The 17,015-nt window shown below is 67.4% G+C and carries 16 protein-coding genes; 7 read left to right on the top strand and 9 right to left on the bottom strand.

Going from position 1 to position 17,015, the window contains the following annotated elements; all coding sequences use genetic code 11:
• Positions 1-62 precede the first annotated feature (62 nt).
• The 3 genes from H537_RS47030 to H537_RS47035 form a co-directional block, all read right to left on the bottom strand.
• Positions 63-1,559: a coniferyl aldehyde dehydrogenase gene (locus H537_RS47030; protein ID WP_064736095.1), complete on the bottom strand. Its 1,497-nt coding sequence runs from the start codon at positions 1,557-1,559 to the stop codon at positions 63-65.
• Positions 1,556-3,241: a cholesterol oxidase gene (choxAB, locus tag H537_RS0133645; protein WP_051244111.1), complete on the bottom strand. Its 1,686-nt coding sequence runs from the start codon at positions 3,239-3,241 to the stop codon at positions 1,556-1,558. Before choxAB ends, H537_RS47030 begins: the two co-directional genes overlap by 4 nt.
• A 152-nt stretch (positions 3,242-3,393) precedes the next feature.
• Positions 3,394-4,239: a hypothetical protein gene (locus tag H537_RS47035; RefSeq protein WP_211235132.1), complete on the bottom strand. Its 846-nt coding sequence runs from the start codon at positions 4,237-4,239 to the stop codon at positions 3,394-3,396.
• A 277-nt stretch (positions 4,240-4,516) separates the two neighbouring features.
• On the opposite strand from H537_RS47035, the gene H537_RS0133655 reads away from it, so the two are divergent.
• The 3 genes from H537_RS0133655 to H537_RS54685 all read left to right on the top strand — a co-directional run bounded on the left by H537_RS0133655 (position 4,517) and on the right by H537_RS54685 (position 6,532).
• Positions 4,517-4,969, top strand: coding sequence for a universal stress protein (locus tag H537_RS0133655; protein ID WP_043461246.1), 453 nt, complete (start codon positions 4,517-4,519; stop codon positions 4,967-4,969).
• Between the two features lie 146 nt (positions 4,970-5,115).
• Positions 5,116-5,784, top strand: coding sequence for a BON domain-containing protein (locus H537_RS0133660; protein ID WP_029001402.1), 669 nt, complete (start codon positions 5,116-5,118; stop codon positions 5,782-5,784).
• Positions 5,785-6,244: 460 nt separating this feature from the next.
• The gene (locus H537_RS54685) at positions 6,245-6,532 is read left to right on the top strand and encodes a hypothetical protein (RefSeq protein WP_051244118.1); all 288 of its coding nucleotides are present in this window, start codon (positions 6,245-6,247) and stop codon (positions 6,530-6,532) included.
• Between the two features lie 33 nt (positions 6,533-6,565).
• Here the strand turns inward: H537_RS54685 and H537_RS0133670 are convergent, their stop codons facing one another.
• Positions 6,566-8,641, bottom strand: coding sequence for a PAS domain S-box protein (locus tag H537_RS0133670; protein ID WP_029001404.1), 2,076 nt, complete (start codon positions 8,639-8,641; stop codon positions 6,566-6,568).
• A 30-nt stretch (positions 8,642-8,671) separates the two neighbouring features.
• Positions 8,672-9,412 (bottom strand): response regulator, encoded by a 741-nt coding sequence (locus tag H537_RS0133675; RefSeq protein ID WP_029001405.1) that lies wholly within the window; start codon positions 9,410-9,412, stop codon positions 8,672-8,674.
• 717 nt (positions 9,413-10,129) lie between these two features.
• On the opposite strand from H537_RS0133675, the gene H537_RS0133680 reads away from it, so the two are divergent.
• Positions 10,130-11,086, top strand: coding sequence for a ribose-phosphate diphosphokinase (locus tag H537_RS0133680; protein WP_029001406.1), 957 nt, complete (start codon positions 10,130-10,132; stop codon positions 11,084-11,086).
• Here H537_RS0133680 and H537_RS0133685 read toward each other — a convergent pair.
• The 3 genes from H537_RS0133685 to H537_RS47040 form a co-directional block, all read right to left on the bottom strand.
• Positions 11,065-12,108, bottom strand: coding sequence for a hypothetical protein (locus H537_RS0133685; protein ID WP_029001407.1), 1,044 nt, complete (start codon positions 12,106-12,108; stop codon positions 11,065-11,067). The genes H537_RS0133680 and H537_RS0133685 overlap by 22 nt on opposite strands.
• 75 nt (positions 12,109-12,183) lie before the next feature.
• The gene (locus H537_RS0133690; RefSeq protein ID WP_043461252.1) at positions 12,184-12,651 is read right to left on the bottom strand and encodes a CBS domain-containing protein; all 468 of its coding nucleotides are present in this window, start codon (positions 12,649-12,651) and stop codon (positions 12,184-12,186) included.
• 127 nt (positions 12,652-12,778) lie between these two features.
• Entirely contained in the window at positions 12,779-13,096 is a 318-nt protein-coding gene (locus tag H537_RS47040; protein ID WP_043461254.1) for a cytochrome c, read from the bottom strand.
• 223 nt (positions 13,097-13,319) lie between these two features.
• Here H537_RS47040 and H537_RS47045 point away from each other — a divergent pair, with 223 nt between their 5' ends.
• Entirely contained in the window at positions 13,320-13,877 is a 558-nt protein-coding gene (locus tag H537_RS47045) for a CBS domain-containing protein (protein WP_051244125.1), read from the top strand.
• Between the two features lie 25 nt (positions 13,878-13,902).
• Here H537_RS47045 and H537_RS0133705 read toward each other — a convergent pair whose 3' ends face one another.
• Positions 13,903-14,226 carry a lysophospholipid acyltransferase family protein gene (locus H537_RS0133705; RefSeq protein WP_029001409.1) on the bottom strand — a complete coding sequence of 108 codons (324 nt, stop codon included), beginning with the start codon at positions 14,224-14,226 and terminating at the stop codon, positions 13,903-13,905.
• A 66-nt stretch (positions 14,227-14,292) separates the two neighbouring features.
• Between H537_RS0133705 and H537_RS47050 the strand changes: the two genes are divergently transcribed.
• Together H537_RS47050 and H537_RS0133715 are read left to right on the top strand one after the other, a co-directional pair.
• The gene (locus H537_RS47050) at positions 14,293-15,816 is read left to right on the top strand and encodes a sulfatase family protein (RefSeq protein ID WP_169517142.1); all 1,524 of its coding nucleotides are present in this window, start codon (positions 14,293-14,295) and stop codon (positions 15,814-15,816) included.
• A gap of 359 nt (positions 15,817-16,175) precedes the next feature.
• Positions 16,176-16,568, top strand: coding sequence for a hypothetical protein (locus H537_RS0133715; RefSeq protein WP_156902112.1), 393 nt, complete (start codon positions 16,176-16,178; stop codon positions 16,566-16,568).
• The last annotated feature ends 447 nt before the right edge of the window (positions 16,569-17,015 follow it).

The raw sequence follows: 17,015 nt of genomic DNA on the forward strand, positions 1-17,015 counted from the left end.
AGAATGCAACCGGGTCGTCGGCCTGCACCAATGGCGAAGCCTCAAACCCACGGTTTCGTGGCTTACCGATACCGCTCATCCGGGGTCGCTTGGGCCCGACGCTGCGCAGGCCGCGCTCTGGATCCGATCAGGAAGCTGATCAGCCGGTCAGTCCAGGCATCGTAGGGCGGCTTCGTCAGGCGTGCCAGCGCCGCGCCCGCCCACGCGTGCTGCAACAGCACGCCCTTCTTCTTTGAGAACGTCTGGAACCCGTCGAACCCATGGTAGGCGCCCATGCCGCTGGGCCCCACGCCGCCAAAAGGCAGCCCGTGCTGAGGAAGATGGAACATGCAGTCGTTGACGACGGCACCACCTGAGACCGTGTGCTCCAGAACGTGGTCGATGCGGGCGCGGTCCTGGTCGAAGTAGTAGAGCGCCAAGGGCCGCGGCTGCGCGTTGATCATCGCGATGGCCTCGTCCAGTGCGCCATAGCCGACGATGGGGAGGACCGGGCCGAAGATCTCCTCCTGCATCACCCGCATCGACGCCTTCACGTCCAGGACCAGCGTGGGCGGGAACGCGCGGCGACCCGGGATGGGCAACTCGTTGGCCGGATTGATCTGCACGATCGTGGCGCCCTGGGCGCGGGCGTCGTCAACCAGGGACCGCATGCGCTCCAGGCCTGCCTCGTTGACCATGCAGGTGTAGTCGCCTGACGAGAGCGGATGCGCGTAGCGACGGGAGACGACTTCGACGGCGTCTCGCACGAACTCGTCCATCCGGCGTGAAGGCACCAGGACATGGTCCGGCGCAATGCAGGTCTGGCCAGCGTTCCAGAATTTCGCGGAACAGATGCGGTCGGCGGCGACGTGGGTCGGGTAGGACTCGTGCACCAGCGCAGGCGACTTGCCGCCCAGCTCCAGTGTCACCGGCGTGAGGTTCTCTGCGGCCGCCTTCATCACCAGCTTGCCCACCCGCCCCGATCCCGTGAAGAGCAGATGATCGAACGGCAGCGCCGCAAAGGCAGCCGCGGTTTCCGTCCCGCCCGAGACGACGGCCACATGGTCTTCCGCAAAGGCTTCGCACAGCATCCGCTCGATCACGCCCGCGGTCGCAGGCGCCATCTCCGAAGGCTTGACCATCACGCGGTTGCCGGCCGCCAGCGCATTGGCCAGCGGCAGCAGGCTCAGGAGCACGGGGTAGTTCCATGCGCCGATGACCCCCACCACGCCCAGCGGCTGAAAGAGGATCCGCGCCCGGCTGGGCAGGAACTGCCAGTTCACGCGAACCGGACGCGGACGCATCCAGCGCCGCAGGTGGCGCCGGAGGTAGCGGATCTCGTCCACCAGTGGAACGATTTCGAGCAGCCGAGTTTCCTGGCTGGAGCGATGGCCGAAGTCGGCATGCAGCGCCTCTGTCAACGGCTCCTCATGCTCGAGAACACTGTTCAGCAGGGCGTCCAGCGCCTGCATGCGTTGCGCATGGACCATGGGCTCGCGCTGGCGGGACGCGTCGTGCTGACGGGCAAAGACCGCGTGCAGCGCTTCAAGGCTGGGCGTCGTCTTAGGTGCCGTCGTCATGGCCGGATCTCCTCGCCGATGGCATTCCAGGACTGGTGCTCGGCACGGCAGATGTGGCTCATCGCATGCTCGGCCAGGGCCGTGATGGTGAGGCTGGGATTGACGCCCAGGTTGGCGCCGAGCATGGAACCGTCGCAGATGTACATGTTCCGGTAGCCGAAGACGCGGTTCTTGCCGTCGCAGACGCCTTCGGCGCGGCTGGCCGCCATTGCCGCGCCGCCCATGCAATGCGCGGTCATCGGCACGTTGAGCATGATCTCGGTCACCGAGGTCATCGGAACGCCGCCGGCGGCACGGGCTGCCTTGGCGGCGAATGCGTTCGCCTCGGGGATGAAAGTCGGGATCTTGCGCCCGTGCGTGGCCAGACTTTTCGAGAACGGCCAGAACCAGCGCCGGGTCCAGCGCATCGTGAGGTGGTCATCGAGCGTCTGCATGCACAGCAGGATCATGGTTTCCCGTGCGAAGCCGAACGGGCAGAGCACGCGCAGCGTGCGCACCGGCTGCGTCGCCAGCAGCCGGGCCAGGGTGGCGAGCCACCAGAGGATGCGCGCGCAGCCCGGACGGCCCAGCGTCATCACGGTGGACATCAAGCCCATGAAGTCGGAGCCTTCGGGATAGCGCACGGCTTCGATGTGCGTACGGTCGTCGAGGTACACGCCCGACCCGATGGCGACGCCCTTGGACAAGTCCAGCTTCGACCCGGGGAAGCGCATGCCGATCAGCGATTCGGCGTTGGTGCGGACATGGTGGCCCAGTGCGTCCGAGATCCTGGGAAGGGAGCCGCGCTCCTTGAGCCTGAACAGCAGTTCTTGGGTGCCAAGCGACGAGGCGGCAAAGACCACGCCGCGGCAACGAAAGCTTCGCGCCTGGCCCCGTGCGGATGCCGATGACGCCGACGTGGTGACCACGTATCCCCTACGGCCGTCGTCCCAGCCTTCGAGCGGCCGCACATCCACCGCTTTGGTTTGCGCGAACACGGTGGCGCCTTTGCGCTCGGCCAGGTAGAGGTAGTTCCGGTCCAGCGTGTTCTTGGCGCCGTGCCGGCACCCGATGAGGCAGCCGCCGCAGCCGATGCACGCGTTGCGCGCGGGCCCCGCGCCGCCGAAGAACGGGTCCTCGTACCGCGTGCCCGGTGCATCGCCCTCCTTGGCGAACAGGACGCCCACCTCGGTCGGGTAGAAGCTGGCGTGGACGCCGGCAGCGCGGGCCATGTGCTCCAGCCGCTGGTCCGCCGGACCCAGGCACTGGTTCGTCGTCACGCCGAGCATCCGCCTTGCCGTCGCATAATGTGCCGGCATCACCGCGGCCCAGTCGTTCAGGCTCGCCCAGCTGCCCTGGCTCCAGACGTGATCGGGAGCGGCCAGCAAGGTGTTGCCATACGTGATCGAGCCCCCACCGACCGCGTTGCCGTGCAGCACCACCACGTGCTTGAAGAAGCGCATGCTGAAGAAGCCACGCAGGCCGATGCCAGGCTGCCAGATCCAGTTGCGCAGGTTCCAGTTCGATCTGGGCAGTTCATCCGGCGTCCACCGGCGCCCCTGTTCGAGCACCACGACGCGATAGCCCTTCTCCACCAGGCGCAGCGCGCAAACGCTGCCACCAAAACCCGAGCCGATCACGACGAAGTCGCAGTCGTACCGTGGCGGGTTGTCAGCGTCTTCGTCGAGTACGGGGCGGAACACGGCTCACCCTTCGATGGCGGCGTTGCGGGGCTGGGGCGGCTTGCGGGGGGCACGCTGTGGATCAGCATGCGCTTGTGCGCACCGGCTTCGCGCGATGCTGCTCCAGGTGGCTGGTCAGCACTTGAGCAAGCGCAACTCTGGGCGACGCCGGCCTACCCGCCCGTGGCGCGGGCGGTGAGCGCCTGCCGACTCAGTTCCTCGATGCCTTCAATGGGGCCCTCATCGCTGAGCAACGGGGACAGCAGCGGATCCCGCAGCACGTCGAAGAGCGATCGCGGCTGGCCATCGATGAAGACCGTGGTGCCGATCAGCCGCACGCCGTGGCTGTAGTCCGCGTAGCCGGCGCCGTGCACCGTGCTCAGCGGCTGGATCGGCGCACGCACGCCGCGATGCCAGCCATAGATTGCCACTCGGCCCAGCGTCTGCCACAGGCGGTTCGTCAGCACGAGGTCCTTCTTGTGGCCTGCCGTCAATTCCGACGCGGCGGCCGGCACGGCGCTGCGCTGTTGAAGGACCATGGCGTTGTGGCGCAGCACGTACGCCGTGGAGCGCATCTGGTCGTTTGGCGGCAGTGGCTGCGGCTTCAGCCGAAGGTCGGCCTGGGCGTAGATGGCATCGACGATCCGCGTCGTGGGCAGCGTGAATGCGAAGGCCTCCGCGATGGACAGCGCGGCCGCCAGTCCCAACGGCATCAACAGGTAGTCGCTGTCACTGCCAACGGCCAGATAGTCGGGCAGCACGCACAGCGTGATGCGCTTGGCGCGCCTCGGGGCCGCGCCAGTGTCGATTTCCACGGGAACGGCCCGGCGCATGAAGGCGGGCAGGTTTCCGGCGCGCAGTTGCTCCAATGCCTCGCGGTCGCGCTCAAGCCCACTGATTTCACGAACACGCTGTGCGAAGCTGCTGCCCGTGAGGCTTTGCGCCGGTCGCGGCGGTATGTGTTGCGTGGCCTGCTCGCATGCTTGAGAGGCGGTGGCCGCCGCGGCCTGCACAAGCAAGCCCGGCAACGCAACACATGCCAAGCCAATTCGGCACAAATCGGGCAATTTCATCGTCGGACGGCAGCAGCGCGCAAGCGCCGTTATAGCGCACCGCACTGCGCACGGCCTCTCCATGCACGGAGGCGACACGAGGTCCTGACGCACGGCGGGCACCGTGCCGTCCTGCCGTTACGGGAGGGCCGGCCCGTCAATTGCGAATTCGCAATCCGCGCTGCACGGGCCTTGTCACCATGCGCCTCATCCGCCGCTGAACGGCTCCTCCAGGAGAATCGCGATGTACTCCAGGATCCTCGTCCCCCTTGATGGCAGCGACACCGCCGCGCTGGGTTTGAGTGAGGCGCTAGCCCTGGCGCGCGAACTGCGCTCGACGCTGCTGCTGCACGTGGTCAACGAGTTCCCGATGCTGGTTGAAATGGCTGCCGTGAGCAGCGTCACGGAGATTCACGAAGGCCTCATCAAGTTTGGAACCGAGTTGCTGGCCAAGGCCAGCCGCGACGCCACGGCGGCTGGCGTGCCGTGCGAAACCCTGTTGCACGAGATGGTTTCCGGGCGCGTTGGCGACGTGATTGCCGAGCAGGCGCGGGCGCGTGACTGCCGGCTCATCGTGATGGGCACGCACGGCCGCCGTGGCGTCAGCCGCCTGGTCATGGGCAGCGACGCCGAGATCGCGGTGCGCTGCGCGCCGGTGCCCGTGCTGCTGGTGAGGCAGCAGGGCGCGCCGGCCTGAGCCCGGCCGCTGACCAGGCACCGTGCGGTCCGGAAGGAATTGTCCAGGCGCTGGAGCACCACGTGGCTGCAGCGCCCAGCGCAGTGGCCAGAGATCACGATGCGTCTCCCGTTGTCCGTACGCGCGCATTTGTCGAGGAGAAGCTCATGAAAACCGATGCCGAGCTGAAGCAGGACGTGCAGGACGAGCTGGACTGGGATCCGGCCGTGGATGCCACCGCCATCGGCGCAGCGGTGGAATGCGGCGTGGTCACGCTCGCGGGCCACCTGCAGACCTATGCCCAGAAATGGGCCGTGCAGAAGGCCCTGCAGCGCGTGGCCGGGGTCAAGGCTTACGCGCTGGAACTGGACGTGCTTCTCGCGCCCAACCACCGGCGCAGTGACACCGAGCTCGCCCAATGCGCCCAGGCGGCATTGCAGCAGCTGGCCATGCTGTCCAACGTTGGCGTGCGGCCGACCGTGGACAAGGGCTGGATCAAGCTGCAGGGTGAGGTGGACTGGGAGTTTCAGCGACGCCTGGTGGAAAAGACCATCAGCCACCTCAAGGGCGTCGTGGGCGTGTCCAACGACATCACGCTCAAGCATCACTCCACGCCGCCGGACCTGGACGATCGCATTCGGCGTGCACTGGTGCGCCAAGCCGAGCGCGAGGCGCTTCACATCAAGGTGCAAGCCCATCCCAACGGCACCGTGACGCTCAGAGGCACGGTGCATTCCTGGCACGAACGCTGTGCGGCGGAGGGCACGGTACGCGCAGCGCCGGGCGTACGCTGGGTGGTGAACCGGATTCAGATCAAGGAGGGGGTCAGGGAGTGAGGTGAAACCGCCGACGGGCGGTTGCGCAACACGGCACACAGCACCAGCAGCGCCAGGCCGCATCGGCGCGGGATGCGTCGCAGGCATCGGCTCATGCGTGATGTGGCCGCCAGCAGCTGAGTTGTTCGAACAGCCGCTGGCACAATTGACGGCGCACAGATCTTGCGTGTTCACGGCCACTCGGCTTCGGCGATGGCGCCAGAGCACGTCGCCCGTCTTGCCCATGCATCTACCCTTCCACCCGCCGCTGCTCACGCCGGAAGCCGTTCCCACCCCTCACGGCGAAACGCTGCTGCACCTGGCCCGCTCTCTGCGCACCATGATGCATTCCGGCCCCGTGTCGCCGCTGTTGGACAACAAGCACCTGGGCCTTTTGTCTGTCGACGGCCGCAGCTCCTCTCAAGACGCGGTGGCAGATGCTGCGCGTGGACTAGGAGCGCGCGTGGCTTGGATACCGCCCATGGCCGTCCAGGCAGGCGACGGCCCGCAGGCTCACGACGCCGCGCGGCTGCTGGGCCGCTTCTATGACGCCCTGGATTGCGAGGGCTTGCCGGCCGATCTGGTCCACCGCCTGCGCCGCAATTGCGGCGTGCCGGTGTACGAGGGACTGGGCCGCCGCGACCATCCACTGGCCCAACTGCTTCCCCACCTGGATGCGGACCCCATCCAGGCGCCTGGCGCGCCCGCTGGCGATGTGGACGGCCATCGCTTCCTGCTGCAAGCCCTGCTGGTGCACACGCTGCTGTAGCGCAGGAGCGGCAGTTCTTACAAAAGCCCGCCCTTAGCGTCCCTCCTGCAGCGCCTGCATCGCCGCCTGCGCAAGCTGCTCGCGACTGCAGGGCTTGCGCAGCACCCGCCAGGCGTAGCGGTCGGCATCGTTTGCAGACACGGACTGGTTGAAATAGCCCGTCGTCAGCAGCACAGCCAGCCCTGGCCAGCGCACCACCGCACGCCGCGCCAGCTCAGGGCCACGCATGCCTGTGCCCAGCACCACGTCGCTGACCAGCAGCTCGAAGGCGGCTGGCGGCGCCAGCAACAGGGCCTGCTCGGCGCTGGCGCAGGCCGTGACTTCGCAGCCGAAAGACAGCAGGACGTTGCGCACCACCTGGCGCACCTCGGCGTCGTCCTCAACCAGCAGCACGCGCAACCCGGCCGGTAAAGCGGCTGCGGTCTGCACGGGCTCGCTCGCCGCCACCACGGTGGTCGCGAGCGCGCACGGGATGTACAGCGTCACCGTCGTGCCTTCGCCGGGTGCGGAGTCGAGCACCACCGCGCCATGCGACTGGGTCACGAAGCCGTACACCGTGCTCAGCCCCAGGCCCGTGCCGCGGCCCGAGGGCTTGGTGGTGAAGAAGGGCTCGAAGGCGCGCTCACGCACCGATGCCTGCATGCCCGCGCCGCTGTCGCTGACGGCGATGGCGACATAGCCCACCTCGGATGCAGGCAGCCCGCCCTCGCGCGCCGCGCCGGGCGGCAGCGTGTCGCAGGCACGGCAGCTGAAGCACAGCTGTCCGCCCTCGGGCATGGCGTCGCGGGCATTGATGGCGATGTTGAGCAGCGCGGACTCCAGTTGGCCGGGGTCGACCAGCAGGGGCGAGGTCGGGACGATGTCTACCCCGATCTCGATGTTCTGTCCCAGCGTGCGCCGCAGCATGTCCGCCAGCGAGGCCACGAGCTGCGCCGCGTCCACCTCGCGCGGCTGCAGCACTTGGCGGCGCGAAAACGCCAGCAGCTTGGACGTCAGCTCCGCGCCGCGACGGCAACCGCGCAGCGTCGCGTCCAACAACTGCTGGCCATAGGCGTCGGCGGCCAGCGCGGGCAAGTCCTGCAGCACCTGCAGGTTCCCGTGGACCACGGTGAGCAGGTTGTTGAAGTCGTGTGCAATGCCGCCGGTGAGCTGACCCACGCTCTCCAGCCGCTGCGCGTGGCGCAACGCCTCCTCGCCCTGCGCGCGCTGCAGGCTGCTGGCCAGCAGGTTGGACAGCGACTGCAGGTAATGAACCTCGTCGTCGCCGAAGCGCCGCGGCCGGCGTGAGTGCACGCTCAGCAGCCCGATGGCATGGCCGCGGTCCAGCAGCGGGACGATCAGCGCGCTGGACAGCCCGGCAGCCCTGCGCGTCGGTGGCGCTTCGAAGCGCGTCTCCTGGGCATAGTCCTCGACCACCAGCGGTTCAGTCCGGCGCAGCACCTCTCGCGCCTCGGCATCGGGCTCGAAGAGCTGCTCCGCGTCGGCTCCGGGCACGGCGCTGCAGGCGCCCGCCACGCGCAGCAGCCGCTTGTCAGGCTCCAGCAGCAGCACGGCTGCTTCCTCGCACTCCAGCGCCTGCATGGCGGCTGCGGGCACGCGCTCCAGCAGCAGGCGCGGATCGCGCGCATCCACCGCCTCGCGCCCAAGCTGCGCCACCGACTCGCTGTAGCGCGCGCGCTGCAACGCCTGCCGCACGCGCGGGTAGGCGCCCACGTCGCGTATCGCCGCCAGCACATAGGGCAAGCCCTGCGACTGCAGCGGGCTCAGCGCGATCTCCACCGGCACCTGCGTGCCGTCGCGGCACAGCGCCACGAGCTCCATCTGCATGCCCATCGGTCGTGGAACGGGATGCTGCGCGTAGCCAGCGCGGTAGGCAGCATGGCGGGGCCGGGCGGCGTCAGGCACCAGCGCGTCCACGCTCAGCCCGCACAGCTCCTGCACCGTGTAGCCCAGCAGCTGGGCCGCAGCGGGGTTGGCCAGCACGATGCTGCCATCGGTGTCCACCAGCAGCAGTGCGTCCGGCGAGGCGCTGAACATGGAGCGATACACCGTGTCCTCGTCTGGTCCTACGACCAGCAAGTCCGGCGTGCGTGAAAGATGGAATGCCATAGGTGGCAGGGCACCAGGTGCGAAGCGCTCTCAGCGCAACTCGACCTTGGGCAAGAAGAGGTAGCCCGCGGCGCGCACCGACTTGATGATGCGAGGCTCCTCGGCGGCGTCCTCCAGCTTGCGGCGCAGGCGCCCCACCTGCACGTCGATCGTGCGGTCAAACGGCCCGGCCTCGTGCCGGTGTGTGGCCTGCAGCAGGAAGTCGCGCGAGAGGACCTGCCCCGAGTGCTGCACGAACACCGCCAGCAGCTCGAACTCGCCGGTGGTCAACGTGACCTCATGGCCGTTGGACGCAAGCCGCCGGCGCGCGGCGGTGTCCAGCTTCCAGTCCTGGAAGCGGTGCCGAGAGCGCGGCACAGACGGCGCCGCGGCCGCTGCAGAACTTGCCGGTGGGTCGTCGGTGGGCGTCACGCGGCGCAGCACGGCCTTGACACGAGCAAGCAGCTCGCGCAAGTCAAAGGGCTTCGTGACGCAGTTGTCGGCGCCGATTTCCAGACCTACCACCTTGTCCACCGAGTCGCCGCGGCCGGTGACGATGACCAGCCCACGGTGCCAGTGCTCGCGCAGCCGCCGCGCGATGGCGAATCCGTCCTCACCCGGCAGGCCCGGGTCCAGCAGCACGAGCTGCGGCGCGTCCGTGGCCATGAGCGCCACCAGCGCTGCGCCATCGTGCAGCTGGCTCGCTCTGAAGCCCTGCGACTGCAGGTAGTTCGCCAGCAGCAGCGTGATGTCAGGCTCATCGTCCACGACAACCAGAGGCGCCGAGCTCACAGCCCAACTCCATTGGCGCTGCCGGCAGGCGTGGCGGAATGCCGTCCCGAACACGCCACAGCTGCACCGCGCGATACCGGGTGCCGCACTCGATCAACCAACATCCATAACCCCCTCCTTGCGCCGCATGGCGGCTTGCATCCAGTGGCCGCCATCCGAGTGGAGTGCGATCACGCCGTCGGGACTCCGCTCCGCTGCCGCTTACTCGACAACATTCCTTCTCCTTTATCCCGTGCCCCCGGAAATGTCCAAGTGTGCGAAACATATCCACACCCATCCGGCAAAAATTCGTACAAAGTGCTTCCGCCGTAAATACAGTCCAGATGCCTGCAACTGTTGGTTGCCAGTTCTAGTCAATTGCCGGTTTGAAAGCACTTTCAGTGACCTTTTTTCAGCCCCGCACTGCCCTGAAAACCTGCCGGATTGCCACCATGAGAAATGCCAGCGTCGGCTACATCAATAAAGCGGACAGTGCCTTGGCCTTTGGCGGGGTGGCGAGGGGGATGGTCAGGCAGATCTGTAACGACAGCGTGCCCCCCAAGAGACGTCGCAACAACCGAGTCGGGTCGCTGCCATTCCAGGGAGCCAGTGCCGGCGCCGTTGCGTTCGCACACTGACGGATGCCTTGTGCCTGCAGCCGCCTTGCGAATTGTCAGCATCGCTGCGCAACGCCCCTTCATGCTCAAAGACCGCCACTGCACAGCATGGAGGCCTGCGATGCTGATGTTCACCCTGGACCGCGACGCCCAGTTGGCGACGAACCTTGCCGCCAGCCTGGACCTGCAGCTCTCGCCGCACGAGCTGCGGCTCTTCGAGGATGGCGAGCGCAAGCTGCGCCCGCTGTGCGACCCGCGCGGCGACGACGTCTACGTCATCCACAGCCTGCATGGTGACGCGACGGACAGCCCGCACGACAAGCTCTGCTCGCTGCTGATGTTCATCGCCACGCTGTACGACCACGGTGCAGACCGGGTGAGCGCAGTGCTGCCCTACATGGCCTATGGCCGCAAGGACCGGCGCACCAAGCCTTTTGACCCGGTCGGCCAGCGCTACCTCGCGCAATTGTTCGAAGCGGTGGGCACGGCACAGGTGTTCGTGCTGGAGGCTCACAACGCCGCCGCGCTGCAGAACGCGTTCCGCATTCCCGTGCAGCACCTGGAAGCGCACCTAGCCTTCTCGTCCCTGGCCCATCTCCTTCACGACGCGCACTCGGTGGTGGCCTCGCCGGACCCGGGCGGCGTCAAGCGTGCGCAGCTGTGGCGCGAGGAACTGGAGAGCCGCCTGCAGCGGGACGTGGGCTTCGCCATGATCGACAAGCGGCGCAGCGCCGGCGTGGTCAGCGGCAGCGAAGGCGTCAGCGGTGAGGTGCACGGCGCCACGGTGCTGCTGCTCGATGACCTCATCGCCTCCGGCGGTACGCTGCAGCGGGCTGCGCGGGCCCTGCGCGAAGCGGGCGCGCGCAGGGTGCTGGCTTTCGCCGCGCACGGGCTTTTCGTGGGCTCCGCGGCCCAGACGCTGGCCGAGGCCGCGATCGAGTGCGTCGTCGTGAGCGACAGCGTTCCCGCGCAGCGCGTGCCGCGGGACAGCGCGCTGCATCACAAGCTGCAGCTGGCCTCCTGCGTGCCGTTGCTGTCCGAGGCGATCCGTGAAAGTCACCTGGCCTGGAGCCGCTGAAGCGCGCTTCGGGCCTGCGCCAGGTACTGGCGACCCTGCGGCAACCACCGGGCTGGCGTGCGGGGCCGCGCATCGAGCAGGTGTGCCACGGACAGCCGTGCCCGCAGCACCGCCCGCCGCGCGGTGTAGAAGTCGGCCAGCAAGGCAGGCGGCTCGTTCCCGAGCGCGGCAGCAGTGCGGCGCCACAGTCGCTCGCCAACCCAGGCTGCGCCAAGCACCGTGCACTCCAGGCCCAGAAACGCCAGCTCGTCGAAGGGATCCACCTGCCGCATCGCGGCCTGGAACTCCAGCGCGTCGATGACCACCGGCGGGTCCAGCAGGCACACATGCTCGGGCCGAAGGTCGCCATGGCCATCAACGATGCAGCCGGCGTCGGCCCGGTCACGCAGCAGCCCGGCATGGCGCTCGATGGCCGTGTCGTACAGGTCCAGCACGGCGCGCATGTCGACGTCGCTGCAGCGCGCGTCCGACATCACCGCCCGGTTGTCACGCTGCTCTGCACGCGCCCGGTCAAGGTACTCACCCCCGCCCAGCGGCACGGCCTCGGCGGCGCGGTAGAAGGCGGCTAGCGTGCCGGCAAGACGGTCCACGTCGGGCAGGCGCAGCGCGCCCTTCTTCACCAGCTGGTCGAGCATGCGCTGCGCGGGCAGGCGCCGCATCCACACCAGCCAGTCCACCGTGTCCCCGTCCCTGCCGGGCTCCGATGCCGGCCCAAGGCGGAAGCGACCGCCGCACAGGCGCAGCGCCAGCACGCCCAGGTACACGTCGGGCGCGAGCCGCCGGTTGAGCCGCAGTTCCTCCCAAGCATTGCGCCCACGCGCCTGCACCGTGGAGAAGTCGAGGAAGGGGTAGACAACCGGCTTCTTGAGCTTGAATACCTCGTCGCCGTACAGGACGATCCAGGACATATGGGTTTCGATCAGCTTGGCCGGCTCGGCACGGCCGCCATGTGCCTCGGGCGAGCAAAGGAAGCACAGCTTTTCGGCCATGCCTGGGGCGATGTCCGGTCCCGAAGCTGGCATGAGTTCATCTCCCGGTAGCACGACAGCACATGAGCGGCCGACTCGGCCGCACGCCCGGCGACACGAGGGCGGCGCTCAGCGCGGCTCGGTTTCCTCGTGCCGCTGTGCGGCGCCGACAGCGCCCGCCAGCGCCTGGAGCTGGCGGCTCAAGGCCAGGAGCAGATCGTCCACGGCCAGCAGGCCGATCAGCCGGTCCTGCGGGCCGACCACGGGCAGGCGGCGCACGCCCTTGCGCCGCATGGTTGCCAGCGCATCGAACACCGAGTCATGCTCGCGGACCGACACCACGTCGCGGCTCATCAGGTCCGCCACGCGCAGGGCTTGCGCATCGGCCTGCGCGGCAACCACGCCCATGGCGATGTCCCGGTCGGTCAGCATGCCCACCACTTGGCTCTCCTGCGGCGACACCTGCTGCACCACCACGAGACAGCCGAGGTGCCGCTCACGCATCTCCCGTGCGGCGTCCGTGATCGACAAGGACGGGTACGCCACGCTCACGTTGCGGGAACACAGCTCACCCGCCTCCAGATCCTTGCCCAACATGCTGCACTCCTTCCTGCATCCAGTACCCATCCGGCGCCATTCACCACCGGCGCCGGCCACTCTAGAAAGGTCGCGGGCATGCAGCTTGAGACTTCGCAAGTCCCGCACCGTTCCCTCACCTGCCCCGTCATGGCGCCCTCGCCTCCTCCACGGTACGCGGGAAGCGGTAGAAGTTGTCGTTGAGGTAGCGCGCCACGGCCTGCACGTCCGCCTCGTCCCATTGGAGCCCGCTCACGTCCTGCCAGCGCCGCACCTGGAACAGCAGGGAGCCCCAATCGGTGGCGCGCCGTCCCTCGCGCCAGTGCACTTCCGCGTTGTGGCAAGCCAGGCAGTGCGCCTCGTAGAGAAGCTCTCCCCGGTCGCGAGGCTGATGGGCCTGCGGCCACGCCAGCGCGCTGGCCAACGCGAGGGACACGGCACAAGGCAGTCGTTGCAGCGTCTTCATGCGGGCACTCCATGAATGGGCACTCCATGCGCGACTTCCACGTGCATCCGGCATCACGGTTGCACTTGGCACGTGACGGCGGTTCGCGTGGATGGCACCACGGGTGGACCGTAACCATAGGCGCACGCCGCAATCGTCGATTGACGCAGCGCAATCCAGCCCCCGGGACCACTTCCATGATGAAACCCTCGGCTGCAGGCACGCGGCCAAGGAGGATCGACTCATGAACATCGCAGACATCTGCAGCCAGGATGTGGTCAGTATCGACGCACAGGCATCGCTGCGCGAGGCCGCGGCCCTCATGCGCAGCCAGCACGTGGGTGCGCTGGTCGTCTCCGAGGCGGGCCCGCAGGGCGGGGGCCAGCATGTCGTGGGCGTGCTCAGCGACCGAGACCTGGCCATCGAGGTGCTGGCTCGCGGCGGCGAGGCTTCGGAGATCAGGGTGGGCATGGTTGCCAGCCACAAGCTGGTGGGGGTTCCCGCACAGGCCGGCGTGGCCGAAGCCGTGGAGCTGATGCGCGGCGCCGGCGTGCGCCGGCTGCTGGTCGTCAATGCCGACGGCAGCTTGGCGGGCATCGTCTCCAGCGACGACCTGCTGGAGGCCCTGTCCGCGCAGCTCGGGGGCCTGGCCCAGGCACTGCGCTCGGGCCTGGAGCGCGAGCGCCGCGAACGCAGTGCACTGACCCGGCCCTCCGTGCGCCCGATGTTCCTGAACGCCGGCACGCCGGGCCTGCCTTGGACCGGCAGCGTCGTCGCTCCACATGCCCCGCCCGCCGCGTAAGCGAGACCGACGCCTGAGCCGCCGCTCAGGCGTCGCGTAGCGGCTCCCCGCAGCCCGCTGAGATCACCCTGCGGGCCAGATCCCGCAGCCTGATCAGCCCGTCCCATCCCGCGTCAATCGCGCACCCCGGCTCGTGGATGGCGACTTCGATCTCGCCGCGCCTGGGCCACCACGACCCGTCTCGCAGCACCGATCGCGCCCCTTTCAGGCTGACGGGCACGACGCCCAGCCCGGACTGCGCGGCAGCGACGAAGGCGCCCATGTGAAACGGCATCACCCAGACGAGCAAGTGGTCAACAGCAGTGACGGCTTCGTCGGCCTGCTCGCCCAGGGCTATGGACGCCCGCAAGCGACCTCGTGCCGCCCCGGGGCCCAAAGTGACGGAATCAAGCGTGCCATGAAAGAGAGGAAATCAATGAAGTCTTCAAAACCATCCTGGTACCGGCACTTGGTGGCCGCCACGTTGCTGTTCAGCGTTGCCGTACCGGCCCTGGCGCAGCAACACGCCAACATCTTGTTCGTCTTGGTAGACGACATGGACGTGGAGTTGTTCCAGCACATGCCAAAGACCCGCCGGCTGCTGGCTGGACAAGGCGCCACTTTCGAGAACAGTTTCGTGAGCCTGGCGCTGTGCTGCCCCTCACGCACCACCACGCTGCGCGGACAGTTCGCGCACAACACAGGCATCTTCACCTCGCACTGGCCCGACGGCGGCTTCATGAAGTTCAACCGCGACGGGCTGGAGTCTTCCACCGTGGCGACGTGGCTGCAGCGCGCGGGCTACCGCACGGCGCTGCTCGGCAAGTACCTCAACGGCTACCCAAACGACGAGACCGGGCGCCTGTACATCCCGCCGGGCTGGAGCTACTGGTTCAGCCCCAACGGAGGCACGCCTTACGACCAGTTCAACTACCGCATCAACTCCAACGGCCGCACGCTGAGCTTCGGCAGTGCGCCGCAGCAACACCTCAACGACGTGCTGCTGGCGCAAGCCACGAGCTTCCTGCGCGAAACTGCGGCGGGTGCACCGCGGCAACCCTTCTTCCTCTACCTGGCGCCTTATCTGCCGCATGCGCCGGCGACACCACCCCAACGCTACGCGGACTCGCTGCCCAGGATCACGGCGCCGCGCACGCCCTCCTTCAACGAGGCCGACGTGAGCGACAAGACGGGCTGGATGCAGTATGTCAAGTTGCTGACGCCTGCCGATGAAGCCGATATCGACGCTCTTTACCGCCGGCGGCGGCAGTCCGCCCTGGCACTGGACGACATGGTCGAGAGCTTGGTTGCCACGCTGCGCGCCACCGGCGAGCTGGAACGCACGTACTTCTTCTTCACCTCTGACAACGGCTTTCACCAAGGACAGCATCGGCTCAAGGAGGGCAAGAGCAAGCTCTTCGAGGAAGACATCCGCGTGCCGCTGGTGGTGCGCGGGCCTGACATCCCGGCCGGGCGCGTGGTGCACCAAATCGTGGCCAACGTCGATTTGGCGCCGACCTTCGCTGACATCGCGGGCGTCGAGACGCCGGACTTTGTAGACGGCCGCTCGCTGGTGCCGTTGTTCAGCGGTCCAGCGCCGGCGCGCTGGCGCCAGTCGCTGCTGCTGGAAAGTCCTACCAGTGACGAGAGCGTCGGCCGCGCTGGCATCGAGGAAGGCCTGCTAGAGCCGCGCGACGGCGGCGAGGCCGATACCCACCCGGTGTGGAAGAACCACATCTACCGCGGCCTGCGTACCGCGCAGCGCCAAACCTTCGCGCTGTACGAGAACGGCGACGGTGAGTTCTACGACCTGGCGCAGGATCCGTTTCAGCTCACCAACCGCTACAAGTCGATGCGGCCAGCGCTGAAGGATGCCCTGGCGCGGCAGTTGCGCGTGCTGCGCGGCGCCGCCGGGCAAGCACTTCGCAACGAGGAGGAAACAGCAGCTGGGCAGCGGTAGCCCGGCTTGAAAACCAAACCGAAAACTGTCCGTGGAACCAGGGTAAGCCAAATTCAGTCAACCAAACTGGACGGACACGCCCCTTACGCGTGCCTCAACGACATGCTCACGCGACTGCCGAACAGCGAGCCAGCGGGATGACGCGCTGTTGCCGCATCGCTGCAAGCCGGTCATCTGAGATCAACGGCCATGGCACTGCTCTGACTTCCGCGGTCGCTTACGGCGCAGTTGCTGTTCCGCAAGCTACGCCGGCATCTTGTCGACCTTGGAAGGCGCACGCGTCGTGGAAAACCGCAGCGCACTTGTCCGCTTGAAAACTGCCGTGGCTCGCTGCTGCGCTTGCATCGACCGCAACTTCCATGTCTGCACCCAGCCCCATACGCACTTGGCTCTCCACCTGGCAAGCAATTCAATTATTTGATAAGGGCACTTCTCCTTGCGGGATGGCTATTGGCGTGTCGCGACCACTCGCGGAATTGCTGGACCTGGCTATTCGAATTACTGGACTTCAACAGCTGCACGAGACCGACGCGCGGCGCGAGCGGAAGTTGCCCTACGCTGCCATCGCAGCCGCCGCCGGCAGGGTCCCAGCTGACCGCTTCTACCGCCGCGCCGCCTATGCCGGCGGCGCCGTCACAGCCAGGCCGGGAGGCTTCCGCTTCGGCGAGAAGGTGTCGTTGTCAGCGACGGCGCGAACGCCGTCGAAAACCACCGGCTCGAAACTCGACGCCTGGACCTCAAACTTCACTTGAAGTGGTCTCTCCGGTGGCGAACAAGACCAACGACTCTGAGAGACCGGCATGACCAACAACAGGTCGAACAAGACAACTTTCGAGCCACTGGTCTTTGACGATCTTCGGAACGGCGATGACAGTTGTTCGAGGACCGGTATATGCAAATCCAGATCGACACCATCGTGAGGGTCAACCAGCACACCGCGATGATGGAAACCGCAGACGGCCCAGGCTGGCGGGTGCCGTTCCGGCTGCTGCGCCACGTCGTCGATATCTGACTTCGGCGGTCTCTGCCAGTAGGGTGCAGGCGCCACGCCCACCTTGCGGGCTCCGTGACTCTACTGATCCGGCCGATTCGCCAAGTTATTGATTTAGAAGCTCTAACTTTTTGCCCTACGAAGGCAGCAAATGGTTCCAGCAAATGAGCGCGCAACCCAGGGTCAGAAAGGCCTGATGGATGTCGGC

The organism is Azohydromonas australica DSM 1124 (assembly GCF_000430725.1).
Classification (GTDB): Bacteria; Pseudomonadota; Gammaproteobacteria; order Burkholderiales; family Burkholderiaceae_C; genus Azohydromonas; species Azohydromonas australica.